23 protein-coding genes are annotated in these 25554 nt (G+C 53.3%); 14 read left to right on the forward strand and 9 right to left on the reverse strand.

Annotated elements, in window-relative coordinates:
- Positions 1-255 precede the first annotated feature (255 nt).
- The 4 genes from AC1MKH_RS10420 to AC1MKH_RS10435 all read right to left on the reverse strand — a co-directional run bounded on the left by AC1MKH_RS10420 (position 256) and on the right by AC1MKH_RS10435 (position 3756).
- A protein-coding gene (locus tag AC1MKH_RS10420; protein ID WP_488451776.1) for an IS3 family transposase occupies positions 256-1424 on the reverse strand; the annotation gives its coding sequence in 2 pieces (ribosomal slippage) (positions 256-1175 and positions 1175-1424; 1170 coding nt in all).
- Positions 1393-2478, reverse strand: coding sequence for a glucosyltransferase domain-containing protein (locus tag AC1MKH_RS10425; protein WP_327621980.1), 1086 nt, complete (start codon positions 2476-2478; stop codon positions 1393-1395). The genes AC1MKH_RS10420 and AC1MKH_RS10425 overlap by 32 nt, the downstream gene beginning before the upstream one ends.
- Positions 2468-3397, reverse strand: coding sequence for a glycosyltransferase family 2 protein (locus AC1MKH_RS10430; RefSeq protein WP_276223464.1), 930 nt, complete (start codon positions 3395-3397; stop codon positions 2468-2470). The genes AC1MKH_RS10425 and AC1MKH_RS10430 overlap by 11 nt, the downstream gene beginning before the upstream one ends.
- Positions 3394-3756: a GtrA family protein gene (locus AC1MKH_RS10435; RefSeq protein WP_276223462.1), complete on the reverse strand. Its 363-nt coding sequence runs from the start codon at positions 3754-3756 to the stop codon at positions 3394-3396. Before AC1MKH_RS10435 ends, AC1MKH_RS10430 begins: the two co-directional genes overlap by 4 nt.
- Before the next feature lie 115 nt (positions 3757-3871).
- Here AC1MKH_RS10435 and AC1MKH_RS10440 point away from each other — a divergent pair, with 115 nt between their 5' ends.
- Both AC1MKH_RS10440 and AC1MKH_RS10445 read left to right on the forward strand, forming a co-directional pair.
- Positions 3872-4111 carry a DNA polymerase V gene (locus AC1MKH_RS10440; protein WP_276223460.1) on the forward strand — a complete coding sequence of 80 codons (240 nt, stop codon included), beginning with the start codon at positions 3872-3874 and terminating at the stop codon, positions 4109-4111.
- Between the two features lies 1 nt (position 4112).
- A complete protein-coding gene (locus AC1MKH_RS10445) occupies positions 4113-4433 on the forward strand; it encodes a hypothetical protein (RefSeq protein ID WP_276223458.1) in 321 nt (106 codons plus the stop codon).
- 295 nt (positions 4434-4728) lie between these two features.
- On the opposite strand, the gene AC1MKH_RS10450 is transcribed toward AC1MKH_RS10445, so the two are convergent.
- Together AC1MKH_RS10450 and yeaG are read right to left on the reverse strand one after the other, a co-directional pair.
- On the reverse strand, positions 4729-6000 hold the full coding sequence (locus tag AC1MKH_RS10450; RefSeq protein ID WP_149464747.1) for a YeaH/YhbH family protein: 1272 nt from the start codon (positions 5998-6000) through the stop codon (positions 4729-4731).
- A gap of 115 nt (positions 6001-6115) precedes the next feature.
- On the reverse strand, positions 6116-8050 hold the full coding sequence (gene yeaG / locus AC1MKH_RS10455; protein ID WP_015964800.1) for a protein kinase YeaG: 1935 nt from the start codon (positions 8048-8050) through the stop codon (positions 6116-6118).
- Between the two features lie 439 nt (positions 8051-8489).
- On the opposite strand from yeaG, the gene AC1MKH_RS10460 reads away from it, so the two are divergent.
- Complete coding sequence (locus AC1MKH_RS10460; protein WP_276223454.1) at positions 8490-9236, forward strand: MipA/OmpV family protein; 747 nt, start codon at positions 8490-8492, stop codon at positions 9234-9236.
- A gap of 96 nt (positions 9237-9332) precedes the next feature.
- Positions 9333-10184, forward strand: a complete 852-nt coding sequence (locus AC1MKH_RS10465; protein WP_276223452.1) for an aldo/keto reductase — start codon at positions 9333-9335, stop codon at positions 10182-10184.
- A gap of 116 nt (positions 10185-10300) precedes the next feature.
- Here AC1MKH_RS10465 and AC1MKH_RS10470 read toward each other — a convergent pair whose 3' ends face one another.
- Positions 10301-11185, reverse strand: a complete 885-nt coding sequence (locus AC1MKH_RS10470; protein WP_276223449.1) for a D-hexose-6-phosphate mutarotase — start codon at positions 11183-11185, stop codon at positions 10301-10303.
- A 73-nt stretch (positions 11186-11258) separates the two neighbouring features.
- Positions 11259-12254: a glyceraldehyde-3-phosphate dehydrogenase gene (gene gapA, locus AC1MKH_RS10475; protein WP_149464751.1), complete on the reverse strand. Its 996-nt coding sequence runs from the start codon at positions 12252-12254 to the stop codon at positions 11259-11261.
- 339 nt (positions 12255-12593) lie between these two features.
- Here gapA and msrB point away from each other — a divergent pair, with 339 nt between their 5' ends.
- A complete protein-coding gene (gene msrB, locus AC1MKH_RS10480) occupies positions 12594-13007 on the forward strand; it encodes a peptide-methionine (R)-S-oxide reductase MsrB (RefSeq protein ID WP_015964795.1) in 414 nt (137 codons plus the stop codon).
- Positions 13008-13050: 43 nt separating this feature from the next.
- Positions 13051-13329: a YeaC family protein gene (locus AC1MKH_RS10485; RefSeq protein WP_015964794.1), complete on the forward strand. Its 279-nt coding sequence runs from the start codon at positions 13051-13053 to the stop codon at positions 13327-13329.
- Positions 13330-13335: 6 nt separating this feature from the next.
- Here AC1MKH_RS10485 and AC1MKH_RS10490 read toward each other — a convergent pair whose 3' ends face one another.
- A complete protein-coding gene (locus tag AC1MKH_RS10490) occupies positions 13336-15258 on the reverse strand; it encodes a sigma-54-dependent Fis family transcriptional regulator (protein WP_276223447.1) in 1923 nt (640 codons plus the stop codon).
- 274 nt (positions 15259-15532) lie between these two features.
- On the opposite strand from AC1MKH_RS10490, the gene ssuD reads away from it, so the two are divergent.
- From ssuD to AC1MKH_RS10530, 8 genes are all read left to right on the forward strand, one after another.
- A complete protein-coding gene (gene ssuD, locus AC1MKH_RS10495; RefSeq protein ID WP_276223445.1) occupies positions 15533-16705 on the forward strand; it encodes an FMNH2-dependent alkanesulfonate monooxygenase in 1173 nt (390 codons plus the stop codon).
- Between the two features lie 22 nt (positions 16706-16727).
- The gene (locus tag AC1MKH_RS10500; RefSeq protein WP_276223443.1) at positions 16728-18110 is read left to right on the forward strand and encodes an FAD/NAD(P)-binding protein; all 1383 of its coding nucleotides are present in this window, start codon (positions 16728-16730) and stop codon (positions 18108-18110) included.
- Positions 18111-18180: 70 nt separating this feature from the next.
- On the forward strand, positions 18181-19587 hold the full coding sequence (locus tag AC1MKH_RS10505; RefSeq protein WP_276223441.1) for an LLM class flavin-dependent oxidoreductase: 1407 nt from the start codon (positions 18181-18183) through the stop codon (positions 19585-19587).
- The gene (locus AC1MKH_RS10510; RefSeq protein ID WP_276223439.1) at positions 19584-20603 is read left to right on the forward strand and encodes a methionine ABC transporter ATP-binding protein; all 1020 of its coding nucleotides are present in this window, start codon (positions 19584-19586) and stop codon (positions 20601-20603) included. The genes AC1MKH_RS10505 and AC1MKH_RS10510 overlap by 4 nt, the downstream gene beginning before the upstream one ends.
- Positions 20600-21295, forward strand: a complete 696-nt coding sequence (locus AC1MKH_RS10515; RefSeq protein ID WP_276223438.1) for a methionine ABC transporter permease — start codon at positions 20600-20602, stop codon at positions 21293-21295. Before AC1MKH_RS10510 ends, AC1MKH_RS10515 begins: the two co-directional genes overlap by 4 nt.
- The gene (locus tag AC1MKH_RS10520; RefSeq protein WP_276223435.1) at positions 21295-22170 is read left to right on the forward strand and encodes a MetQ/NlpA family ABC transporter substrate-binding protein; all 876 of its coding nucleotides are present in this window, start codon (positions 21295-21297) and stop codon (positions 22168-22170) included. The genes AC1MKH_RS10515 and AC1MKH_RS10520 overlap by 1 nt, the downstream gene beginning before the upstream one ends.
- 48 nt (positions 22171-22218) lie before the next feature.
- Complete coding sequence (locus tag AC1MKH_RS10525) at positions 22219-23634, forward strand: MFS transporter (protein ID WP_276223433.1); 1416 nt, start codon at positions 22219-22221, stop codon at positions 23632-23634.
- A gap of 10 nt (positions 23635-23644) precedes the next feature.
- Complete coding sequence (locus AC1MKH_RS10530; protein WP_276223430.1) at positions 23645-24856, forward strand: acyl-CoA dehydrogenase family protein; 1212 nt, start codon at positions 23645-23647, stop codon at positions 24854-24856.
- The last annotated feature ends 698 nt before the right edge of the window (positions 24857-25554 follow it).

Raw genomic sequence — 25554 nt, forward strand, 5'->3', positions numbered from 1 at the left:
GGAGATAAATAATGAAGGAATGGCATCTCCCTATACAGAAAACTGCTCCTGTCAGATATCTTAATCTCCCCGTGAATCGCTACCGTGAACTTACCATTAGCGACTACCGATATATCCCTATAGATGCTATCTCCAATAAAATTAGTTGTTTCGATATTCTCCTTAATGGAACGGGAGTAGACATTAATAAGCATAAATGAGTACAAGATTAGCAATGAAAACACCACATTAACAACCTTCAAATACCTGAAGTGGTCAACTAAAACTGGCCACAGCTTTAGAGTTTTTCCAGTATCGGTTTTCCGATTCGTTTGGGGGTAACCCACCGTTATAGTCATGCGGCCTTAGCGAGCTGTAATAACCGACGATATAGTCTGTGATCGCATGAGCAGCTTCGCTAAAGTTTATATAACCTGTCACTGGCACCCACTCGTTTTTCAGACTTCTGAAGAAGCGTTCCATCGGGCTGTTGTCCCAACAGTTTCCACGTCGGCTCATACTCTGCCTGATCCGGCAACGCCACAGTAACTGCCGGAACTGCCTACTTGTATAGTGGCTACCCTGGTCACTGTGGAACATCACTCCGACTGGTTTACCGCGAATTTCCCACGCCATTTCCAGCGCTTTGATGGTCAGCCTGCTGTCTGGTGAGAATGACATTGCCCAGCCCACCGGTTTCCTTGCGAACAGATCGAGAACAACAGCGAGGTAAGCCCAACGCTTGCCTGTCCAGATATACGTCACATCGCCGCACCACACCTGATTAGGCTCTGTCACTGCGAACTGTCGCTCAAGACGATTCGGGATAACGATGTGTTCATGACCACCGCGTTTATACCGGTGGGTAGGTTGCTGACAACTCACCAGCCCCAGTTCTTTCATGAGCCTGCCGGCAAGCCAGCGTCCCATTCTGAAGCCTCTCAGGGTTGCCATAATCGCTATACTTCTTGCGCCAGCAGAGCCATGGCTGATGTTATGCAGCTCCAGAACCTGACTGCGTAACACCGCTCGCCTGCCGTCTGGCTTTTCGGGGCTTTTTTCCCAGTATTTGTAGCTGCTGCGATGAACCCCGAACACGTGGCAGAGTGTGACCACAGGATACTGCGCTCTGAGTTTCCCGATTAACGAGAACTGTTCAGGGAGTCTGACATCAAGAGCGCGGTAGCCTTTTTTAATATGTCGTTTTCCATTTCAATGCGTTGTAGCTTTTTCTTCAGCTGACGTATTTCAATCTGTTCCGGGGTTATAGGGGAGGCTTTAGGTATTTTGCCCTGTCGTTCATCCCGCAACTGCTTTACCCATCGCGTCATTGTCGAAAGACCCACATTCATAGCACTGGCCGCAGCTGCAACGGTGTAGTTCTGATCAAGGACCAGTTGAGCGGATTCGCGTTTAAACTCTGCGCTGAAATTTCTTTTTTTCATTGGGACACCTGTATTGTTCTGAGATGAGCATATCACCTCTGTTCAGGTGGCCAAATTCAGTAAACCACTTCAACCACCCTCCTATCTTGCTAAACAATATGAAGGGAGGAAGCATTGCAAATGGATAGGCAATCATAGTTCTAGGGGTCATGAACATGCTTTTAAGTATTATGTTAGGGATGAACATAAAACTAAAAATAAGCAGTGTGCAAGCGATCATTATAAGTACATCGGTTGCCCCATGTTCTTTCGAGCTTGCTATGTAATAAATTGATACTGAAACTAATGTGATGATAAAAAGTGTAATAGGAATCAGGTATCGACTGCTCAGTAAGCTTGTAAACATGTGCTCATAGGATTTAATTCTCCACCCAATAACCTCCATTGTTTTACTTCCGACTTCTAAAAATCCAGCGCGGGAAGGCACAACATCTAGTTTATGAATAATGAGTGAATATATAAAATATGCCACTAACATCAATATGAAAGGCAATATTGCATGAATTAATGCTGATGGTTTTCTCTCATTTAAGTATAGTCTAAAAACCATACAAATAACCATGATGGGATATATAACTATAGAGGCCTGGTAAGTACCAAGTACAATTATTAAACCCATTAAAGAGACTGGTGTGAACGCTCTCCCTTTGAAGAATAAAAATGGCAAAATTCCAGCCAGTATTGATATAGACATCGGGATGCTATCATATGTATATGATAGATTTTCTATATAGAATGGAGAAGTTAAAGCGAATAGGCCAAAGAATGCTCCCTGGCATTTTTTGCCATCAAAAAGACAAGCGCCTATTATATAACCAGATATTAAAACTATTGCCGCAGATATGACCTTAACAATGAATGCCATCGGAAGTAATGGAGTTCCAAATGACATAATGCTCATGATAAATGATGCAATGAATCGTCCATCTTGCGACCATCCATATCCAGTAATCGATCTATTAAGGTCATCATAGTAATCAGCATTAATCAACGCTAATGGCGCTATATAGAGCAATGCGACAAAAACAATATATTTAACATTGTTATTGATCACTTTTAGCTCCCTTTTTTAAGATATAACGAGGACGCTTTTTAAGCTCTACATAAATTCTACCAATGTACTCACCAAGAACGCCTATGCCTATAAGCTGGATGCCGCCAAGGAAAAGTATGGAAACGAGTAGAGACGGATAGCCAGGTACGCTGTTTCCGAAAAAGATTTTATCTAAAATCATCCATGCGCCATACAGGAAGGATAATCCGGCAACAAACAGACCAATGTACGTCCACATACGCAATGGGAAAGTTGAGAAGCTCGTGATGCCTTCCAGAGCAAGGTTCCAAAGCTTCCAGCCATTAAATTTGGAATCTCCAGCCACACGTTCTGCACGTGCATATTCAACGACATCAGTCCTTCCGCCGACCCAACTAAGAACGCCTTTCATGAAGAGATTGCGTTCTGGTAATTGTTTAATGTTTTCGACAACTTCGCGAGACATTAGACGAAAATCGCCAACGTTCTCTTCAATTTTTGGTGAACTAATCTTGTTGTGCAGTTTGTAAAACCACTCTGCTGACTTGCGCTTCAATCGGCTATCTGTTGAGCGATCTGAGCGTTTAGCAAGAACCATGTCGGCTCCTGATTGCCATTTCTCAATAAGATGAGGAATGACCTCAATCGGATCTTGCAGGTCAACATCAATCGGAATTACAGCATCGCCAGTAGCGTGCTCAAGCCCGGCAAACAGAGCTGGCTCTTTGCCAAAGTTCCTGGTGAATGAGAGTGGGGTAACTAACGAGTCAGAAACAGCAAGCGCATTAATAATTGATTCTGTTGCGTCTTTGCTTCCGTCATTAATGAACACGATTTCAACATCGTATTGCTTTAGACCTTCGAACTCTCGCACCGTTTTATAGAAAATTGGTATCGTGTCCTCTTCATTGAAGACCGGAACGACCAGAGAAATTTTCATTTCGCTTTCCTAAAGACAATGAACTTAGAATAGAAAAAGCCACATACAAGGCTAATGGCGGAGAAAGCCACCAGTGTGACGATTGGCGGTAACCCACACCTGTCAGCTGCCCAGCCTACAGCAGCACTCAACGTTCCCATAAACCCAACGTAAAGCATGTAACGCAGCGTGGAAGTGGATGCTTTAAAAGTGAATCTTGCGTTAGCGTAGAAACTAAAGCTGACGGCTACCACGAACCCGGCAAAGTTTGCCAGTGCCTGGCTTGTTGATAGTCCATATATGCAAACACCAAACACAACCCAGTGAATGAGCGTGTTGAGTACGCCAATCGATGTGTACTTAGCAAAAAGTTTTAACATTAGAAAAATCAGTCAATTCTGAGAAGGCAGAAGTTTAGCACCAACAGACAACTTGATCGACTATCAGAATAAGATGTTCTGTATATGTATACAGTATTAGTTTTGAGGTGACTACATGCCGCGACGTTCAGATATCGAGATCGCCTTCAGGGCCAGTATTGTGCATGAAAAGTCAGGCCGGAGGATTGTGAAAACAGCTGATTTTGTTCAGGAGCTACTAAAGGTCAACTGGGAGCTTGGCATGGAAGAAGCTAATCAATGGATAGCCAGATACACCACCTGCTTTAAAGACATTACTGCTGATCACAGTGAGAACAAAACGTGGTTCATGTACAACCCTAACGGAGGGCTTTGATATGGGGTTCCCAAGTCCAGCTAAAGACTACATTGAACGCACGCTAACCATAGAGACTATCTGCGGCGTCACGGCTAACAGCCAGGTGATTGAGACATCGCATGGGTTAGCTGTGATTGAGAATGGTATGAAGCCATCGCCAGACAGCACCTACCTGATTTCGTACTCTGGTGGTTGTCACTTTGCCAGGCGTAGAGGTAATGCACTGATAACGGTCGATGGTGAGGTTCTGGAAGGTGAGGTGCTTGATGAGGTGGATGTGAAGGGAATTTTGACGCATCTGATTAACCGAGCCACTGATGACGATAACCCTGCGATCTGAAGTTTTTAAGGGCCAAAACTATGAGAAATTCTGAGCACAACATGACGTAACTTACTGAATTTGTGATGTGCAGTAATTGCACAATTTTCTCAATTACGCGGTTAAGTGTTTGATAGCAATTGAAAGAGGATAGGTCTCGGAAACCGGTCTTATTCTATGTAGATATCCCTAAAAGCTTTCCCCAAAATGAAAAGCAATGGCCTGATAACGTTAGAGATTTTTTAAACCTCAAAATCGGAAAAAATCAGCCAGAAACCAATCGTAACTGGCTGATTTATATTGTTAAGTTGATGGTTCAGGCATCCTGCTTATGGAACAGTTCGCGGAATACCGGGTAGATATCTTCCTGGTCGCGAATATGCTGCATCGCGAAATTCTCAAACGTCGCCTGCAGATGCTCATATTCTCGCCACAGGGTTTGATGTGCCCGGCGGGTTATTTCGATATAGCTGTAATAACGGACTACCGGCAGAATCTTCTTCGCCAGCAGTTCATGACACAGCGGGGAGTCATCCGCCCAGTTATCGCCATCCGACGCCTGTGCGGCATAGATATTCCACTGTGCCGGGTTATAACGCTCCGTCACCACTTCATCCATCAGTTTCAGAGCGCTGGAGACAATCGTGCCGCCGGTTTCCTGAGAATAGAAGAACTCATGTTCATCCACTTCTTTCGCCTGCGTATGGTGGCGAATATAGACCACCTCAACGTTTTTATAGGTTCGGCTCAGGAACAGATAGAGCAGAATGTAAAAACGCTTGGCCATGTCTTTGGTGGCCTGATCCATCGACCCTGAAACGTCCATCAGGCAGAACATAACCGCCTGGCTGGTGGGCTCAGGCCGTTTCTCATAGTTTTTGTAACGCAGGTCAAAGGTGTCGATAAACGGCACGCGATCGATTTTTGCCCGCAGCTCAGCAATCTCTTTGCGCAGCCGCTCCTCTTCCAGCAACTGGGCCGGTTCGCTTTTCGCGACGATTTCCAGACTGGTTTCCAGTTCATGTAATTCGCGCCGTTTCCCCGCCGTCATGGCGGTGCGTCGGGCCAGTGAGTTTTGCAGAGATCGAACCACGCTGATGTTGGCCGGTACACCGTTTGAGGTAAACCCCGCCCGATGCGTTTTATACTCGGTCAGCTGTCGCTGCTGGTTTTTTCTCAGATTCGGTAACGCCAAATCTTCGAAAAGCAGATCCAGATATTCGTCTTTCGAAATCTGAAAAACAAATTCATCCTGCCCCTCGCCATCAGGGCTGGCCTGGCCCTGACCGCTTCCGCCGCCACCGCCGCCCCCTTGTGGGCGCTCGATGCGGTCGTTTTGCACAAAGTGATCGTTACCGGGATGCACCCGATGGCGAAGCCCGCCGCGTCCCTGATGGAACATCGGCTCGTTAATATCATCCGTAGGAATGGAGACAGACTCACCGCTGTCTATGTCGGTAACCGAACGCTTATTGATGGCCTCGGAAATCGACTGTTTAATCTGCGCTTTATAACGGCGTAAAAAGCGCTGGCGATTCACCGCGCTTTTGTTTTTACCGTTAAGACGCCGGTCTATAAACCAGGTCATATTTCCCCTCCCGTACTGCCAACTTTTTACCGTAAGTAAATGCCGGATGGCGCTGCGTTTATCCGGCCTACGGAACGCTGTGATGCCCGGCAGGCAAGCGCTGTCGGGCATGACATCATGACGATTTACGCACGCGCAGATACCATTCGCACAGCAGTCGTACCTGTTTACGGGTATAACCTTTTTCCATCATGCGATCGACAAAGTCGTCGTGTTTTTTCTGCTCGTCCGTCGACGTTTTGGCGTTGAAGGAGATAACCGGCAGCAGCTCTTCGGTATTGGAGAACATTTTCTTCTCGATAACCGTGCGCAGTTTTTCATAGCTGGTCCAGTTCGGATTACGCCCGTTGTTGTGTGCTCTGGCGCGCAGCACAAAGTTGACGATTTCATTACGGAAGTCTTTCGGATTACTGATCCCGGCAGGCTTCTCAATTTTCTCCAGCTCAGCGTTCAGGGATTCGCGGTCAAACAGCTGGCCGGTATCCGGGTCGCGATACTCCTGATCCTGAATCCAGAAATCCGCATAGGTTACATAACGGTCAAAAATGTTCTGGCCGTATTCAGAGTAGGACTCCAGATAGGCAGTCTGAATCTCTTTGCCGATGAACTCGGCGTATTTCGGGATGAGATAACCTTTCAGGAACTCAAGATAACGTTCCGCCATTTCCTGCGGGAACTGCTCGCGCTCAATCTGCTGCTCCAGCACATAGAACAGATGAACCGGGTTGGCCGCCACTTCCGCATGGTCGAAGTTGAACACGCGCGACAGAATTTTAAAGGCGAAGCGTGTTGAAAGACCGTTCATCCCTTCATCCACGCCGGCATAGTCGCGATACTCCTGATACGACTTCGCTTTCGGATCGGTGTCTTTCAGACTTTCGCCATCGTAGACGCGCATTTTTGAGTAAATGCTCGAGTTTTCCGGCTCTTTCAGGCGCGACAGAATCGAGAAGCGCGACAGGGTTTCCAGCGTGCCAGGGGCGCAAGGCGCATGTACCAGTTCACTGTGGTTAAGCAGTTTCTCGTAAATTTTGATCTCTTCCGAAATGCGCAGGCAATAAGGCACTTTGACGATGTACACACGGTCAAGGAACGCCTCGTTGTTTTTGTTATTACGGAAGGTGACCCACTCCGATTCGTTGGAGTGGGCGAGAATAATACCGTTGAACGGCAGGGCGGAGAGCCCCTCGGTACCGTTGTAGTTGCCTTCCTGGGTCGCGGTCAGCAGCGGGTGCAACACTTTAATCGGCGCCTTGAACATCTCGACGAATTCCATGATCCCCTGGTTGGCGCGGCACAGCGCGCCGGAATAGCCATAGGCATCCGGATCGTTCTGCGCGAAGTGTTCCAGCTTACGGATATCCACTTTCCCGACCAGCGCCGAAATATCCTGGTTGTTTTCATCGCCCGGTTCGGTTTTCGCAATCGCCACCTGTTCCAGGATTGACGGCCACACTTTGACCACGCGGAATTTGGTGATGTCGCCGCCAAACTCATGCAGACGTTTTGCCGCCCACGGCGACATGATGGTGCCGAGGTAACGGGAAGGTACGCCGTACTCTTTTTCCAGAATCTGCGCGTCTTCCTGCGGGTTAAACAGGCACAGCGGATGATCGTTTACCGGGCTGCGCTCGCCGTTGGCGCTCAGCACGTAGATAGGCACCCGCTGCATCAGGGATTTCAGTCGTTCCGCCAGTGACGATTTACCGCCACCCACCGGGCCCAGTAAATAGAGGATCTGTTTCTTTTCTTCCAGTCCCTGGGCGGCGTGCTTCAGGTAGGAGACGATTTGCTCAATCGCATCCTCCATGCCATAAAATTCTTCAAACGCCGGATAGCGTCCAATGACGCGGTTCGAAAACAGACGGGAAAGCCGTGGCTCCTGGGCAGTGTCAACCATTACAGGCTCACCAATAGCCATTAATAGCCGTTCTGCCGCATTAGCATAGGCACTGCGGTCTTGCCGACAAATGGTAAGAAACTCCTGCAGTGTGAACTCTTCGTCCTTGGCAGCTTCATAACGCTGGCGATAGTGATCGAATATATTCATGGCATGCCGTCCTTTCGTCTTTTTTAGCACAGGTGGTTAAGAGCCGTTCGTATGAATAGTGGAGGCTCCCGGAAGCGGTCTGCCGCACGACGCTCGCTGCAAGTCCTGCAACCGAAATCCCCGGCTGCTGCACTCTTCACGAAAACATGCCCTGCGATGACGACTTCTAAAAATAAGCGTAGATGGCATTTGCAAAACTTGCATGCTGTCAAAAACGAATTTCAATGACATATCAATAACTCATCAAAAAATACGGTCATTTATTCTTTTTATGGAGATAAGGGATTTCTTTCTGCTGTCACGTGTTTGCAAACGTGCTGTCATCGATTTCCGAGAGAATATCGAGTCAAATTGTGCCATTTTAGGTAAAAAATTTGTGATAAGCGGACCTGACGGGTAAACTTCCGCCGCTGATAAGTTGAAAAAGGAATAAAGGATTGTGAATAAAATCAAACTTCTGACGCTGGGCGTGCTGCTGGCTACTTCTGCAACTGCCGTGCAGGCTGAAAGCAAACTGACCCTGGGGGCAGGCGTTGGTGTCATTCAACATCCCTATAAACAGTACAGCAACGATGTTGTGCCGGTGCCGGTCCTGACCTATGAAAGTGAAAACTTCTGGTTCCGTGGCCTGGGCGGCGGTTACTACCTGTGGAACGACGGTACCGATCAACTTTCCCTGACCGCGTACTGGCTGCCGATGTACTTCAAACCGAGCGACAGCGACAGCCATAAATTGCGCCGCCTCGACAGCCGCCATTCGACGATGATGGCCGGTGTCTCCTGGTTCCACCATACCCAGTACGGTTCTCTGCGTACCACGCTTTCCGGCGATACGCTGGACAAAAGCAACGGTTTGATTTGGGACCTGGGCTGGATTTATCGCTACACCAACGGCAACCTGACGCTGACGCCAGGTATCGGTGTTGAGTGGAACAGCGATAACATGAACGACTACTACTATGGCGTGTCGCACAAAGAATCGCGTAAAAGCGGCCTGCGTGACTACAGCGCTGATGGCGGCTGGAACCCGTATCTCGAGCTGAGCGCGAACTACCGCTTCCTCGGCAACTGGAGCGTATACGGTACCGCACGTTATACCCGTCTGTCGGATGAAATCACCGACAGCCCGATGGTGGACAAAAGCTGGACCGGTCTGCTCTCAACCGGTGTCACTTACACCTTCTGATCCCCGCATCGCTGTATCGAGCCCGCCACTGGCGGGCTTTTTTTTGGCATTTTTCCGGAAACTGTTTAGGGTAAGAGATAACAAAAGGAGGATGTCATGGCAGATAAAACGGTTTTACTCGCCGGGCAACGCTTGCCAGCGATTGGTCAGGGGACGTGGTATATGGGTGAAGACGCCAGCGCGCGGCGTGAAGAAGCCATGGCGCTGCGGGCGGGCGTTGATTGCGGGTTGACGTTAATTGATACGGCGGAGATGTACGCGGAGGGCGGCGCGGAAGAGGTGGTGGGCGAGGCCATTCGCGGGCTTCGCGACCGTGTGTTTTTAGTGTCGAAGGTATACCCGTGGAACGCCGGGGGCAGCAATATGACCGCTGCCTGCGAAGCCAGCCTGCGGCGATTGGGCACCGAACATCTCGACCTTTATCTCTTACACTGGCGCGGGAATTATTCGTTGCAGGAAACCGTGACGGCGATGGAAAAGCTGGTGGCGCAGGGCAAAATCCGTCACTGGGGCGTGTCGAACCTCGATTACGCCGATATGCAGGAATTGTGGCAGGTGAAAGGCGGGGAGGTCTGCGCGGCGAATCAGGTGCTCTATCATCTGGCTTCGCGTGGAATCGAATACGATCTTCTTCCCTGGTGTCAGCAACACTCAATGCCGGTAATGGCGTACTGCCCGCTGGCGCAGGCCGGGCGTCTGCGCAGTGGGTTGTTTAGCAATCCTACGGTTGAAGCCATTGCGGATGCGCACCGGGCGACGGTCGCGCAGGTGCTGCTTGCCTGGGTGATTCGCCAGCAGGGCATCATGGCCATTCCGAAAGCGGCGACAGTAAAACATGTGGAAGAGAATGCGGCGGCGTTGACGCTGACGTTAAGCGAGGAAGAACAGGCATTGCTGGACAGCGCGTTCCCGGCCCCGGGACATAAAACGGCGTTGGACGTCGTCTGAAGAAAATGCCTGATGGCGCTTTCGCTTATCAGGCCTACAGAAAATTGCGGTCATTGTAGGCCGGATAAGCGCAGCGCATCCGGCAAGCAGCCCGCACAAAAGTGCGGGCTAACCACTTAGCCTTTCACAACCTTAATGGTCTGGCTCAAACGAGACGGTTTATCCGCCGTCGCTTTTTGTGTTTTGCTGGCGCACGCGGTTTCTACACACACGAAGGTTTTATAGCCATCGTCCGGCATATCGCCCATGCTGACAGACAGCGCCGGGCCTGGGTTCCAGCCCACAACGTCCGGATTATGATGGTGAATCACGTTAATGCTGCGGTTCAGCGCCGCATCGTGGATCACGCTGCATGATTCCGGGTTCAGATAAACGCGGTCGGTACGGTCCGGGAAGGTTTGTACGCCGTCGCTCAATACGCCTTCTTTGGCATCGTTTACTTTATCGATAAAGCGATCGCCAAGGCCGCTCACTTTTACCGCGTGGATATCGCCCACGTTGAAATAAGTGTGCAGCGCGCTGGTGGTTTCGAAATCACCGTGTGCTTCCAGTTCGATTTCACAGGTTTTACCCAGTTTGAAACGGGCGAGCAGGGTGAAGTCGTGCGGCCAGTACTGGCGAGACGCCTCGCTGCTTTGCAGTTCAAAGGTCAGTACTACGCCGTTGTCATCTTCGTTGTGTGCTTTCAGCGCCCACGGCAGGTTACGCGCAAAACCGTGAGAAGGCAGGCCTTGCTGAGCCGCCGGGCCGAACCATGGCCAGCAGATTGGCACACCGCCGCGCAGCGCAACGCCGTTTTTAAACGGGGTATTGTTGCTCAGCCACAGCACATCCGCTTCTCCCGCCGGTTTCCACGACAGCAGGTGAGCGCCCTGAAGCGCAACGGAAGCTTTAACTGCCGGGTGATCAACAACGATAACTTCCAGCTCATCAAGCTGACGACGGGAGAGCACAGGGGTAAGTTGTTCGATTACCGGAAGTGCAAAAATTTTATTAATCATTACGCAATCCTTCTTTTCAAACAAAAAAAAGAGCGACCGAAGTCGCTCTTTCAGATTACTGTTTCATCTCAACTTATTTGGAGATGTGAGCAATCAGGTCCAGAACTTTGTTGGAGTAACCGGTTTCGTTGTCGTACCAGGATACCAGTTTCACGAAGTTGTCGTTCAGTGCGATACCAGCTTTAGCATCGAACACGGAAGTGCAAACTTCACCGTTGAAATCGGTAGATACAACGTCGTCTTCGGTGTAACCCAGAACGCCTTTCATCGGGCCTTCGGAAGCAGCTTTGATTGCTTTCTTAATTTCTTCGTAAGAAGCAGCTTTTTCCAGACGAACGGTCAGGTCAACAACGGATACGTTCGGAGTCGGAACGCGGAACGCCATACCAGTCAGTTTGCCATTCAGTTCTGGCAGTACTTTACCTACTGCTTTAGCAGCACCGGTAGAGGACGGGATGATGTTCTGGGATGCGCCGCGGCCGCCGCGCCAGTCTTTGTGAGACGGGCCATCAACGGTTTTCTGAGTAGCGGTGGTCGCGTGAACAGTAGTCATCAGACCTTCGATGATACCGAAGTTGTCGTTGATAACTTTAGCCAGCGGAGCCAGGCAGTTAGTGGTGCAGGATGCGTTAGAAACGATGTCCTGGCCTTCGTATTTGTCAAAGTTAGCGCCTTTAACAAACATCGGAGTGTTGTCTTTGGACGGGCCAGTCAGAACAACTTTTTTCGCACCAGCAGTGATGTGTTTGCGAGCGGTTTCGTCAGTCAGGAACAGGCCAGTCGCTTCAGCAACTACGTCAACACCAACTTCGTTCCATTTCAGGTTAGCCGGATCACGCTCAGCGGTAACACGGATTTTTTTACCGTTAACGATCAGATGACCGTCTTTCACTTCAACGGTACCGTTGAAACGGCCGTGAGTGGAGTCATATTTCAGCATGTATGCCATGTAGTCAGCGTCTAACAGATCGTTGATTGCAACGATCTCGATGTCAGAACGTTCCTGAGCAGCACGGAAAACAATGCGACCGATACGGCCAAAACCGTTGATACCTACTTTGATAGTCATATATTCCACCAGCTATTTGTTAGTGAATAAAAGGTTGCCTGTAAAATTACAAAAACCTTACGCAGCGTCAAGCGGAATCGTGTCAATCATTGCGACAAATCAATCCTCAGCACAACCTTTGCTCGATTGAAATGCCTCACTCTCCCTTTGAGCTTGTAACCACATGGGGTCGGCGCGGCGAATTTTAAAGGTTACAGCAGATAAAAATGTGAAATACATCACAATAATCTGGCCGCCTTTTCGCATCGAATAAGTTTAGAACAAAAGTCGATACGCCATTGTTAATGTTTTGTTAGAATCGGAGTTGAGATGTACTTTCCATAGCGAGATGTGAGCAAAATGGCGAACAAACCTACCCCCGAAGAACTCAAAAAAAATTTAAGCGAAATGCAGTTCTACGTCACGCAGAATCACGGCACCGAGCCGCCATTCACCGGGCGTTTGCTGCATAATAAGCGTGACGGGATTTACCATTGTTTAGTGTGCGATGCGCCACTTTTTCACTCCGAAAGTAAGTACGATTCCGGATGTGGCTGGCCAAGTTTTTATGAGCCGGTGAGCGATACGGCCATTCGCTATCTCAACGATTACTCTCACGGCATGCAACGTACTGAAATTCGTTGCGGAAATTGCGATGCGCACCTGGGCCATGTCTTCCCTGATGGGCCTCAGCCGACAGGTGAACGTTTTTGCGTCAATTCGGCGTCCCTGAGCTTCACGGATGGCGAGAAAGGTGAGTCAACTAAAGGTTGAAAAAACGATTCAGCAAATTATTCCTTAACAGTCGGAGTCGGACATGAGTATTGAGCAAATTATCGACAATATGACACCGGACGTTTATCAGCGTTTGATGACGGCGGTGGAACTGGGGAAATGGCCGGATGGCGTGGCCCTGACCGCAGAGCAAAAAGAGAACTGCCTGCAACTGGTGATGCTCTGGCAGGCGCGCTACAACAGCGACGCCCAGCATATGACCATCGACACCAACGGGCAGATGGTGATGAAAAGTAAGCAGCAGCTGAAAGAGGACTTCGGCATTTCACCGAAGCCCATCGCCACCTTTAAGCAGCACTGAGTGTTTTCAGGCCGCAATCCACGGTTCGGCCTGTTCCACTTTCGCATTCCAGATAGCATCGCGTACTGACACGGGCTTGCTCAGCAGGCCCAGGGCGTAAAAGCGGTCGGCGATGGTTTGCTGGGCGCGAATCACTTTCAGATCCATTTCGCGGGTCTGATGGCTGCGACGGGCCAGCGCACACTCCAGCGAGGTGATATCCAGCCCCAGTTCGCTGGAAAGCAACTGCGCCGCGTCATGACGCTGCCTGTCGATAAACTTCCCGGTTCTGCCGAGTGCATCAACAACATGCGCAATGATATCATCGTTATGCTGAGCGTACTGACGGCGGGCGATGTAAAACTGATGATTGTTCACACGCCCCTCGCCGGTGGCGACAATCCGCAGTTGACCGCTTTTCTCTGCATCACTGAGTACCGGGTCCCACATCATCCACGCATCGGCGGCCAGATAGTCGCTGGGCGTCAGCGGATATTTGGGCGGTGCGTACACCACTTTTACATCCTCAAGGCGTAAACCTGCTTCTTCCAGAATCTGCACCAGCAGCCAGTGCACATTGGAACCTTTATTCAGGGCAATGCGTTTACCGCGCAGCTGACGAATGTGCTGAATGTCGCTGTCGTTCGGCACCACCATGGCCACGCTGCGTGGCGCGGGCGGCTCCCAGGCGACGTAAAGCAGCGCGTTTTCGCGCGACTGGGCAAAGACCGGCGGCGCTTCGCCCGTGGTGCCAAAATCAATATCGTTATTGCTCAGCGCCTGCAACATTTGCGGGCCCGCAGGGAATTCGCTCCACAGGACGTTCACGCCGCGCCCGGCAAATTCGCGCTCCAGCGTCTGACGCGCCTTCAGCACGCCAAGGTTGCCGAAACGTTGATAACCAATACGTAGCTCACGCTCGCGAGGGGCAGGCGAGGAGGGGCTCATCAGTACAGCCTCCGGCTTGCGGCGACTTTTTATTACTCCGAGATGCTCCAGGTGAGTGCGCAACGAGTGACGGCTGATGCCCAGCAGCGCGGCGGCCTGGCTCTGATTATTGTCGCTTTGCGTCATCGCCGTGTGAATCATCGCGTTCATCACCCGGTCGTACAACTGCCCGCCGTGCAGCGTTAACTGCTGACGCATAAACGCCGCCAATGTATCTTCTTCTTGCTCATCGATCCTGGCTGGTGCGGAAGTAAAGCGCAGCTGCGCAGGCGTAATAACTTCCTCCTGGCTGAGCAATACGGCCGTATGCAGCATGTTCTCCAGCTCACGAACATTGCCAGGCCATGAATAGTCCATCATCGCGGCCAGCGTATCCGGGGCTAAACGGCGTGAGGGTTTGCCTAAGCGCCTGGCGTAAAGCTGTAAAAAATGCTCTGCAAGTAATGGGATATCCTGGCGCCGCTGACGCAGTGCCGGAAGGTTAACCGCTGCAATATTGAGGCGGTAAAAGAGATCTTCCCGGAATCGGCGCTCGCGGATGGCCTGTTCAAGGTCGACATGGGTGGCCGCAATCACCCGCACATTCACCTTGATGGGTCTGCGCGAGCCCACTCGGGTGATCTCGCGTTCCTGTAACACGCGCAGCAGTTTGACCTGCAACGCCAGGCTCAGCTCGCCAATTTCATCCAGCAGCAGCGTGCCGCCTTCAGCGGCCTCAAACCAACCGGGCTGTGCCTGCATCGCACCGGTAAACGCGCCTTTCTCATGACCGAACAGTTCCGCTTCTGCCAGCGACTCGGTTAACGCACCGCAGTTCACCGCCAGAAACGGCGCGTGGCTACGCGGGCTGTGGTGATGAAGGTAGCGGGCCACGACCTCTTTGCCGCTGCCGGTTTCACCAATGATGAGCACGGTGGCATCGGTCGGGGCAAAGCGGTCAAGCAAGCTTTGAAAGGCTTTGGAAGCCGGGTCAATCAGCACAGGGGTAGAGGCGTTCAGCATAGGTTTGGCTCCGCGTAATTCATATGCCGAAGTTATCTTTTACCGGAGCAATACACCAGAGGGGGGAAGGCCCGGTTTGTTGCATTTGCAGCAGAGCGTGTCCGATGCCTGTCGCATTTGCAACGAGATGCCGATCTCGCTATTTGTGTTAACTATATGATATTTATGGTTTTAATTTTTGTTAAATTTTGGCACGGATTTCGCTAATACCGTTATAACCATCTTGAAGAAACGCTTCGATAAATAGTGAATATAGTTATAAAGGAAAGAGATAATGACAGCGAAATCCGATAATAACCTGAATGTCTTCTGGTTCCTGCCAACCCACGGTGATGGTCGCTATCTGGGCACTACCCAGGGTGGGCGTCCGGTTGATTTGCCTTATCTGCAACAGGTGGCGGTGGCCGCCGATAGCCTGGGCTATTACGGTGTGCTGATCCCAACCGGTAAAAGCTGTGAAGACTCCTGGCTGGTGGCCGCCGCGCTGGCCCCGCAGACGCGTAATCTGCGTTATCTGGTGGCGGTGCGTCCTGGGCTTCAGCCGCCTACGCTTGCGGCACGCATGGCGGCAACGCTGGATCGCCTGTCAGAAGGCCGTTTGCTGATTAACGTGGTGACCGGCGGCGATCCGGTCGAAAACAAAGGCGACGGGATTTTCCTGAATCATACTGAACGCTATGAAGTGACCCAGGAATTCCTCGATGTTTATCGCCGCCTGCTGGCAGGTGAAAAGGTCGATTACCAGGGCAAGCATATCAAGGTGGAAGGCGCGGAGGTGCTGTTCCCGCCGGTACAGGAGAATGGCCCGCCGCTGTACTTTGGCGGTTCATCCGATGCGGCGATTGACGTCGCGGGCGATCATATCGACGCTTATCTGACCTGGGGTGAGCCGCCTGCACAGGTGGCGGAGAAGCTGGAAGTGGTAAAAGCGCGGGCGAAAGCAAAAGGACGCGAGCTGCAATACGGTATCCGTCTGCACGTCATTGTGCGCGAAACGGAGGAAGAGGCGTGGGCCGCCGCCGACAAACTGATCGCGCATCTGGATGATGACACCATCGCGCAGGCACAGCAGATCTTCTCGCGTATGGATTCCACCGGGCAGGCTCGGATGAGCGCCTTACACAAAGGCAATCGCGACAATCTGGTTATCTCGCCCAATCTGTGGGCGGGCGTTGGCCTGGTGCGCGGCGGCGCAGGCACCGCGCTGGTGGGCAATCCGCAGCAGGTGGCGGAACGTATTCGTGAGTACCAGGCTTTAGGAATTACGAATTTTATTTTCTCCGGCTACCCGCATCTCGAAGAGGCACATCGCTTCGCCGAGCTGGTCATGCCGCTGCTGCCGCTGAGTACGCGTCCGCGTAGTCAGTCCGGCAATGTGAATACCGGTCCGTTTGGCGAAACCATCGGCGGTGCGGCGCGTCCGACAAAACAGGTTAGCGCCAGTTAAACAAGGTTTGTGGAGATGTGCGATGAGTGAACCTCATATTGTGATTATTGGCGGCGGCTTCAGCGGGGCGGCGGTGGCAATTCATCTGCTGCGCGAAGCGCAAACGCCTGTACGTATCACCCTCATTGAGCCCCGAGAACTGCCGGGGCTGGGCGTGGCGTACTCCGCTGCCGACCCGGCGCATCGCATCAATGTTCCAGCGTCCAGGATGCAGCTTTCCGGTGAGGAAGAGGGCGCGTTTGACCGCTGGTATCGCCAGCAGGCGAGTTTCCAGCGCGATGCTGACGCCCGTCGCCCCGATGGCAGTGTCTATCCGCAACGCGGCGAGTTTGGTCGCTATGTCGCCCAGGCGTTTCTCACCGAGGCGCAAAAGCAGCCAGGACGCGTCTCCCATCTGCGTGATACAGCCGTGGCCTGGCAGGATAATCAGGTGATCACCGCACAGGGCCGTAAGATCGCTGCCGATCGCGTGGTGCTGGCGGTCAGTCATCCGCCGCCGGATCTCCCTGAAGAAGTGCGGGCGATTGCTGAACATCCGCGCCTGGTAGCCAACCCGTGGGTTGCCGGGGCGCTGGAAAACATCCCGCCCGAGGCCAACGTGGCGATTGTCGGTACTGCACTGAGCATGGCAGACGTTGTGGCATCGCTGACCCGCTTAGGGCATCGCGGCAAACTGCTGGCGTTCTCACGCCACGGCTTGCTTTCACGGCCTAACGCGGCGGCGGGGCTGGCAAAATGGCAGGCGGATTATGCGCACGGCTCGCTGCGCCAGCGTCTGCGGCAGATTCGCGAGGATATTGCTCGTGCCGCTGAAAACGGTCTGCCGTGGCAGGTGGTGCTTGATGAAGTCCGCAGCCAGGGGCAGTCAATCTGGCAACAGTTAAGTGAGCGCGAACAGCGCCAGTTCCTGCGTCATCTGCGTCGCTTCTGGGATGTGCACCGCTACCGCATTGCGCCACAGGTGGCCGATGCCATTACCGCGAAGCAGCAGGCTGGCTTACTCACTGTGCTGGCGGCCAGGCTGAAAACGGTGACGGCGAAGGAGAATCATCTGCGTGTGCAACTGGCGGTGCGCAATGATGAGCAGCAGGATCTGTCCGTCGATTATCTTATTTTAACCACCGGCCCTGCGCACGCTTCGCTCACCGAAAGCCAGCCGTTTTTACGTGATTTGCGCCGGGCTGGCGTGATTCGCCCCGATGCGCTGGGTTTAGGGATCGACGTCGATACCCATTCGCAAACGCTGGACGCACAGGGTAAGCCTTCAGCCATATTCCTGGTCTCCGGGCCTGCTGCCCGTGGCCGCTTTGGTGAACTGATGGGCCTGCCGCAGGTGGCGGATCATGCTCAGGCCGTCGCCCGCGAAGCCCTGCTGACGTTGTCAGCACGATGTCCCACCATCTAAAAAAATCCCCCTTTAAAAACTATGAAATGACATAGCGCCAGGTTCACCCCTGGCGCGACAGGAGAGTGCTATGCCATCGCAACGTGAAATTCGTCTTAATGCTTTTGATATGAACTGTGTCGGCCATCAGTCGCCGGGCCTGTGGGCGCATCCGCGCGATCGTTCCTGGCAGTACAAAGACCTGGATTATTGGGTCGATCTGGCGCGTTTACTGGAGCGCGGTAAGTTTGACGGTCTGTTTATCGCCGATGTGCTGGGCGTTTATGACGTCCTGAACGGTAACGGTGAGGCGGCGATTCGCCAGGCCGCGCAGGTACCGGTAAACGATCCGCTGGCGCTGATCACCCCGATGGCGCTGGTGACCGAACATCTTGGTTTTGGCCTGACCGCGTCGCTGTCGTTCGAACATCCGTACCCGTTCGCCCGCCGTCTTTCGACCCTTGACCATCTGACCAAAGGCCGCGTGGGCTGGAATATCGTCACCTCTTATCTGGAAAGCGGGGCGCGGAATATTGGTCATAAAGCGCAAACGGATCACGACGCGCGCTATGACTACGCCGATGAGTATCTCGATGTGGTGTACAAACTGCTGGAAGGCAGCTGGGAAGAGGGCGCGATCCTGCGTGACCGCGAGCGCCGCATCTTTAGCGATCCGAGCAAAATCCACAACATTAACCACCACGGTAAATTCTTTGACGTACCGGGTTTTCATCTCTGCGAGCCTTCTCCGCAGCGTACGCCGGTGCTGTATCAGGCGGGAGCATCCAGCCGGGGCAAACAGTTTGCTGCCAGCCACGCGGAGTGCGTGTTCGTGGCTGCGCCGTCAAAAGCGTTGCTTAAGAAAACCGTGGCTGATATTCGTCGCCGTGCCGTTGAAGCCGGGCGCGACCCGCACAGCATTCTGATTTTCAACATGCAAACGGTCATTGTCGGCGAAACGGACAAAGCCGCGCAGGCGAAATGGAATGAGTACAAATCGTACGTCAGCTACGAGGGCGCGCTGGCGCTGATTTCCGGCTGGACAGGAATCGACTTCGGCCAGTTTAAACCGGATCAAATCTTCACTTACTCGCAGACCAACGCCATTCAGTCTGTGGTTGAGGCGTTCTCTACGGCCGATCCCAACCGTCAGTGGACGGTAGAAGCGATGGCGGAGTGGGTTGGCATTGGCGGTTTCGGCCCGTTAATGGTGGGCAGCGCGCAAACCGTCGCCGATGAACTGCAATCGTGGGTGGAAGAGACCGACGTGGACGGCTTCAACCTGGCGTATGCCGTGACTCACGAAACCTTTACCGATGTGGTGGAGCTGTTGATCCCGGAACTGCAAAAGCGCGGCGTCTTCAAGAAAGAGTACCGCCCCGGCACCCTGCGCGAAAAACTGTTCGCCGGGGATGCCCGTTTGCAGGCGCCGCACCCTGGCGCGAGCTATCGCATTCATGCGGGGCAGGCCGTAGAGGCAGGAGAAAAGGTCGTATGATTGAAATCGAAAATCTTTCAAAGAGTTACCGTAGCGCAAGCGGCAACGTGACGCCGGTTTTGAAAGGGATTTCGTTGCAGGTGCAGGCGGGCTCGATCACGGCAGTGGTCGGCCCGAGCGGGGCGGGGAAATCGACGCTGGCGAAGTGCATTAGCCTGCTGGAGCGCCCGGATAGCGGCAGCATCAGGGTTAACGGTAACGATCTCTCGCTGCTCTCAGGCGTTGCCCTGCGCCGTGAGCGTCGTGCGATTGGCACCGTTTTCCAGTCCTCGGCGTTGCTCGGGCGTAAAACGGCGTGGCAGAACATTGCCCTGCCGCTGGAATACCTCGGCGTGGTGGAGCGGGATATTCACGCCCGCGTGGGCGAACTGCTTGAAAGCGTCGGGCTGAGTCACAAAGCGCAGGCTTATCCGGCACAGCTCTCCGGCGGTCAGCGTCAGCGTATTGGTATTGCCCGTGCGCTGGCGCTACGCCCGTCGGTGTTATTGGCGGACGAAGCCACTTCCGGGCTGGATCCGCAGGCAACAGATTCTGTGCTGAAACTGCTGCGTCAGTTACGTGATGACTATCGGCTGGCCATTGTGTTGATCACCCACGAAATGGACGTTGTGCGAACCACGGCGGATGCGGTCGCGGAGATTCGCGAGGGCGAGATCGTGCAGTCAGGGGCGCTGAAAACGCTGCTGGCGCAGCCGGATTCCCACCTCGGTCAGCAACTGATGCCGCTGGCACCGGCCTCCACGCCTGCCGATGTGTTACTGCGTGTGAGCTATCGCACCGACGGCAGCGTACGCACGGACTGGATCAGCCAGTTAAGCCAGCAGCACGGTCTGCGTGTCGATGTGCTGGGCGGTCATGTTGAGCAAATTAATGGCTTGCTCAGCGGCAGAATGCAGATAGGCATCAGCTTTACCCATGAACGGATCTCAGTTCCTCGGCTGATCGCGCAGTTAGCGCATCTTGGTGTGGTTGCGCAGGTTCTGGACGCGCCGCGAGCGTTGAAGGAGGCAGTATGAAACCCACCACTGTCAGTCAGGATACGCCGTGGAGTGAGATTCATACGCTGCTGCTGCCCGCACTGGGGGAAACGGCGCTGATGGTCTCTATCGTGATGCTGTTTGTCGTAACGTTGGGGGGCGTGGGCGGCGTTGTCCTGTTCAATACCTCTGCACGTGGGTTGTTTCCACGTCCGGCCCTGCATCGCGTACTCAACAGTATTGCCAACGTCGGGCGATCGTTGCCGTTCCTGGTACTCATGGCCGCCATCATTCCGTTCACCTGGTGGCTGACGGGCACCACCATCGGCATTCCTGCGGCGGTGGTGCCGATGATTGTCGCCGGGATCCCGTTCTTCGCGCGGCTGGTGGAGAACGCGTTGCGTGAACTGCCCTCAGATGTGACGGCGGTCGGGCTGGTTTGCGGTGGCTCCGCCTGGCAAATCATCACTAAAGCGCAACTGAGCGAAGCGCTGCCTGCGCTGGTGGCGGCGGTGACCCTCAACATCATCTCGATGATTGAGTATTCAGCGATCGCGGGCACCATCGGGGCGGGGGGCATCGGTTATCTCGCGGTGGTGTACGGCTATCAGCGTTTCGACAACCACATCATGATTGCCACCATTGTGGTGCTGATTGTGGCTATTCAGCTTATCCAGTTTTTGGGCGACCGCCTGGTTACCCGACTTCGACACACACAGGGGAGCGTCTGATGACGACAGAACAGTTTGAACTGCGTAAAGCCCGGCGCTGGCCGTGGCTGGTGGCGCTGGCAATATTACTCATTGCGATTGCCGCATTCGCCTGGTGGCGTACACAAGGGCCCGCACAGGTGGTGTTTGGCACCACGCTGAAAATTCATTATGAACCGGCGATGGCGGGCGAACAGCGCATTATTGAATATATCGGTGAGCATATCGCGCCAGACTATGGATTGACGCTGGAAGCCGTGGGCGTGCAGGACCCGGTGCAGGCGGATCGCGCGGTGGCGGATGGCACCTATGCGGGCACCATTTATCAACATCAGTGGTGGTTAAAGCAGGTTGTCGATGCCAACGGTTTTGCGCTGAGTACCACCGTGCCGGTCTTCCAGTGGGCGTTTGGTATTTACTCTGACCGTTACCCGTCTATCGATAAGCTGCCAAAAGGCGCAACGATTGTGGTGCCGGACGACGGTGCAAATCAGGGGCAGGCCCTGTGGCTGTTGGCGCGTATCGGGCTGATTAAACTCGACCCGACGGTTGAACCACGGACCGCGAAACTGAAAAACATCGTTGAAAACCCGCATCAGTATCAGTTTAAGGAACTTGACTTGCTGACCATGCCGCGCGCGCTGAACTCGGTGGATGCGGCGATTGGCTATGTCTCGCAGTTTGATGCCGGGAAAATCCCGCGCGAGAAGGGCATTCTTTTCCCGCCCGCACCACGGACCTTTGCATCGCAGCTGGTGATAGGTACACCGTATCTCAACCAGGAAAACATCGAAAAACTGAAACAGGCATTTGCTGACCCCCGGATCCAAACCTGGCTTAAGACCACGGACGATCCGTTAGTCAAAGGTGTGCTGGTACCTGTTTCCGCAGAATAACGATTCTTCGCCGGTCAGCCGACCGGCCTTTTCAGGCAAGGTAAAACTATGAGTTCATTCCCGGTAGAAAATACGGGCGGGGTTTCTGTACCCGTCGGTTCGGTGAGTGATGTCGCGAAGCTGATTAACAACCACGGCGAACAGGCAAAATATGCGCGCATGATTGTCTTTTTAGCGCTTGGTGGCGTCTTTCTGGATGCTTACGATCTCACCACGCTCTCTTACGGTATCGATGATGTGGTGAAGGAGTTTCAGCTAACGCCGCTGCTCACCGGCCTGGTGACGTCGTCAATTATGGTTGGCACCATTTTTGGCAATCTTATTGGCGGCTGGCTGACCGATAAGTATGGCCGCTACTCGGTCTTTATGGCGGACATGCTGTTCTTCGTGATATCGGCGATCGCTGCCGGGCTGGCACCGAATGTATGGGTACTGATTGGCGCGCGTTTCCTGATGGGGATCGGCGTTGGCATCGACCTGCCGGTGGCAATGTCCTATCTCGCTGAATTTTCGAAATTCGCCGGAAAAGGTAATAAAGCCGCGCGCCTCGCCGCCTGGTGCCCGATGTGGTATGCGGCCTCCACCGTCTGCTTTTTAATTATCTTCGCGCTGTACTTCCTGTTACCCACCCAGCATCTCGACTGGCTGTGGCGAGCCTCGCTGTTGTTTGGTGCGGTGCCTGCGCTGTTGATTATTGCCGTGCGCAGCAAGTTTATGAACGAGTCGCCGCTGTGGGCGGCTAATCAGGGCGATTTACAGGGCGCGGCGCGTATTTTGCGTGAATCCTATGGTATCGCCGCCCATGAAGCGCCGGGCCTAAACATCACGCCGCCGCCGAAAGTGAGCTACCGCGTACTGTTCGAAAAACCGTATCGCGAGCGCACGATTGTCTCCGGGGTGATGAATATCTGTATTGCTTTTGAATACACCGCGATTGCCTTCTTCCTGCCGACCATTCTGGCGCAGTTCCTCGGCGCGGGCGTGTTTGAAACCATCGCGGCCTCACTTGGGCTGAATGCGCTGTTCGCGTTTACCGGCGGCCTGCTTGGGATGCATCTGGCGTGGAAATATCCCTCCCGACACGTGGCGATTGCCGGGTTTGCTCTGCAATTTGTCGCGCTGATTGTGCTGGCGCTGGTGGGGCAACCTCACGCGGCGCTGGGCGTGGCGATTGCGGTGGGGATGCTCGGCCTGTGGCTGTTTGCCGAAGGTTTTGGCCCCGGCGCGCAGCTGATGATTTACCCGGCGCTCTCTTACCCGACGCATATTCGTGCGACGGGCGTCGGTTTCAGCCGCGCGCTTTCCGGCGTTGGCAGCGCGCTGGCGCTGTTTATTTTGCCGCTGCTACAGGCCTCGCTCGGTACCAACATGTTCTGGGTGGTGTCGCTTGCTGCGCTGATCCCCATTTTCTTCCTGCTGGCGGTGCGCCATGAGCCTACCCGCCATGATATTGACGACCAATAAGGAGTCTTCGATGACCTTACTTTCAACCGGAACCGATTATGACGTGCTGGCGGCGCGCTTCCGCCCGATATTTGAACGCATCGCCACCGAGACGGTCGCGCGGGAACTTAACCGTACGCTGCCGTACGAACCGATTCGCTGGCTGAAGGAAGCCGGTTTCGGCACGGTACGCATCCCGCAGAAAAAGGGCGGCTTTGGCGCTTCGCTGCCGCAGCTTTTCGCGTTGTTCAGCGAATTGGCGCAGGCGGATTCTAACCTTCCGCAGGCGCTGCGCGGGCACTTTGCTTTTGTTGAAGACCAGCTCAACCGCCCCGAAAGCGAACTGCGCGATCGCTGGTTTCGCCGCTTTCTTGATGGCGATATCGTCGGCAATGGCTGGACGGAAATTGGCGAGGTGAAGCTGGGTGATGTCATCACCAAAGTGACGCCGACAGAGAACGGCTGGCGGCTGACGGGCGAGAAGTTCTACAGCACCGGCACGCTGTTCGCCGACTGGATAGACGTCTTCGGGCGGCGCAGCGATACCGGCGGCGATATCATTGCGCTGGTCAGCACGCATCAGCCGGAGGTTGAGCGTGACGATGACTGGGATGGTTTTGGCCAGCGCCTGACGGGCAGCGGCACCACCCGTTTTCGCGATGCGTTTGTCGAACAGGAACACGTGACGGATTTTGCTGAGAGATTCCGCTATCAAACGGCGTTTTATCAGCACGTGCTGCTCGCCACACTTGCCGGAGTTGGCCGGGCCATTGAACGCGATGCCGCAGAGGGCGTGAAAAATCGCCGTCGCGTTTATAGCCACGGCAACGCGCCCGCCGCCCGCGATGACGCGCAGGTGTTGCAGGTGGTCGGGGAAATCAGCAGTTGGGTCTATGCGGTAGAGGCTACGGTCGAACGCGCCGCACAGGCGATGCAGGCGGCGTATGAAGTACACGCCGATGCCGATCCGTTGGTGGTAACGCGCGCTAACGAACAGGCGGAAGTGGCCTCCGCGCAGGCGCAGGTGGTGGTGAGCGAACTGATCCCGCGTGCAGCAACGGAGTTATTTAACGCACTTGGAGCATCGGATACGCGCACCTCAAAAGCGCTGGATCGCCACTGGCGCAATGCGCGGACGCTGGCATCACATAACCCGGTTATCTACAAGAGCCGCAGCGTTGGCAACTGGCGGGTGAACGGCGTGCCGCCGGTATTTTTGTGGCAGATTGGCAACGGCAGTTAAAAGGCGTAGGCCCGGCATGCGAAGCGCCACCGGGCGGTTGTGCGCGCTTTTTGCCGGATGGCGGCTATGCCTTATCCGGTCTACAAGGATTCTGTAATCTATTGAATATGCGGTATTTTGTAGGTCGGATAAGGCGTTTTCGCCGCATCCGACAAGAACAAAACGCACGTTGTCAGCAATCTGAAATGCTCGCCTTGCGCGAGCATTTTCTTTTTGGGGTGTCACCTTTATGAATTCCGAATTATGCGGCTACCGCCTTTGATAGCGTACAGCGTGACAGGTTGGCTCGCTAGAATGAGACGGTGCAGAATGCGTAAATCACGCTTCAGGGTATGACGGTAGTGTGGCTGGAGGAGCTGTGCAGATAGGGATACGAGCTTACGTCACATAGGTTTCAATAAGGAGTGAAGTGCATACACAATTCATATTGATGCTGTTATTTTTGCTTCAGTTTATGCCTGGAACCTCACTTGCTAAAAAAACTAAGTGGAAGCTTAATCATATTTCTAATGTTGATGTTTTCGGAAAATATGAACTCAATATAATTAGTATGCTTAATGAAACTTATAATAAGATGACAATCGTAATCAGCCAGAATTACTTATCAGTAATCGATGCTTCTATGGGGGAGTTGTGTTTCGCCAGATATATTGAAATCCCAACGACTCCGCTATCATATTTTTTATCCAGAAATACGG

It is taken from the genome of Pseudocitrobacter sp. CD920760, from assembly GCF_057782505.1.

Coding starts and splice junctions, on each gene's coding strand:
- AC1MKH_RS10430 (WP_276223464.1), bottom strand. CDS start 3,397: ATGAAAATTTCTCTGGTCGTTCCGGTCTTCAATGAAGAGGACACGATA.
- AC1MKH_RS10435 (WP_276223462.1), bottom strand. CDS start 3,756: ATGTTAAAACTTTTTGCTAAGTACACATCGATTGGCGTACTCAACACG.
- AC1MKH_RS10440 (WP_276223460.1), top strand. CDS start 3,872: ATGCCGCGACGTTCAGATATCGAGATCGCCTTCAGGGCCAGTATTGTG.
- AC1MKH_RS10445 (WP_276223458.1), top strand. CDS start 4,113: ATGGGGTTCCCAAGTCCAGCTAAAGACTACATTGAACGCACGCTAACC.
- AC1MKH_RS10450 (WP_149464747.1), bottom strand. CDS start 6,000: ATGACCTGGTTTATAGACCGGCGTCTTAACGGTAAAAACAAAAGCGCG.
- yeaG (WP_015964800.1), bottom strand. CDS start 8,050: ATGAATATATTCGATCACTATCGCCAGCGTTATGAAGCTGCCAAGGAC.
- AC1MKH_RS10465 (WP_276223452.1), top strand. CDS start 9,333: ATGGCAGATAAAACGGTTTTACTCGCCGGGCAACGCTTGCCAGCGATT.
- AC1MKH_RS10470 (WP_276223449.1), bottom strand. CDS start 11,185: ATGATTAATAAAATTTTTGCACTTCCGGTAATCGAACAACTTACCCCT.
- gapA (WP_149464751.1), bottom strand. CDS start 12,254: ATGACTATCAAAGTAGGTATCAACGGTTTTGGCCGTATCGGTCGCATT.
- msrB (WP_015964795.1), top strand. CDS start 12,594: ATGGCGAACAAACCTACCCCCGAAGAACTCAAAAAAAATTTAAGCGAA.
- AC1MKH_RS10485 (WP_015964794.1), top strand. CDS start 13,051: ATGAGTATTGAGCAAATTATCGACAATATGACACCGGACGTTTATCAG.
- AC1MKH_RS10490 (WP_276223447.1), bottom strand. CDS start 15,258: ATGCTGAACGCCTCTACCCCTGTGCTGATTGACCCGGCTTCCAAAGCC.
- ssuD (WP_276223445.1), top strand. CDS start 15,533: ATGACAGCGAAATCCGATAATAACCTGAATGTCTTCTGGTTCCTGCCA.
- AC1MKH_RS10500 (WP_276223443.1), top strand. CDS start 16,728: ATGAGTGAACCTCATATTGTGATTATTGGCGGCGGCTTCAGCGGGGCG.
- AC1MKH_RS10505 (WP_276223441.1), top strand. CDS start 18,181: ATGCCATCGCAACGTGAAATTCGTCTTAATGCTTTTGATATGAACTGT.
- AC1MKH_RS10510 (WP_276223439.1), top strand. CDS start 19,584: ATGATTGAAATCGAAAATCTTTCAAAGAGTTACCGTAGCGCAAGCGGC.
- AC1MKH_RS10515 (WP_276223438.1), top strand. CDS start 20,600: ATGAAACCCACCACTGTCAGTCAGGATACGCCGTGGAGTGAGATTCAT.
- AC1MKH_RS10520 (WP_276223435.1), top strand. CDS start 21,295: ATGACGACAGAACAGTTTGAACTGCGTAAAGCCCGGCGCTGGCCGTGG.
- AC1MKH_RS10525 (WP_276223433.1), top strand. CDS start 22,219: ATGAGTTCATTCCCGGTAGAAAATACGGGCGGGGTTTCTGTACCCGTC.
- AC1MKH_RS10530 (WP_276223430.1), top strand. CDS start 23,645: ATGACCTTACTTTCAACCGGAACCGATTATGACGTGCTGGCGGCGCGC.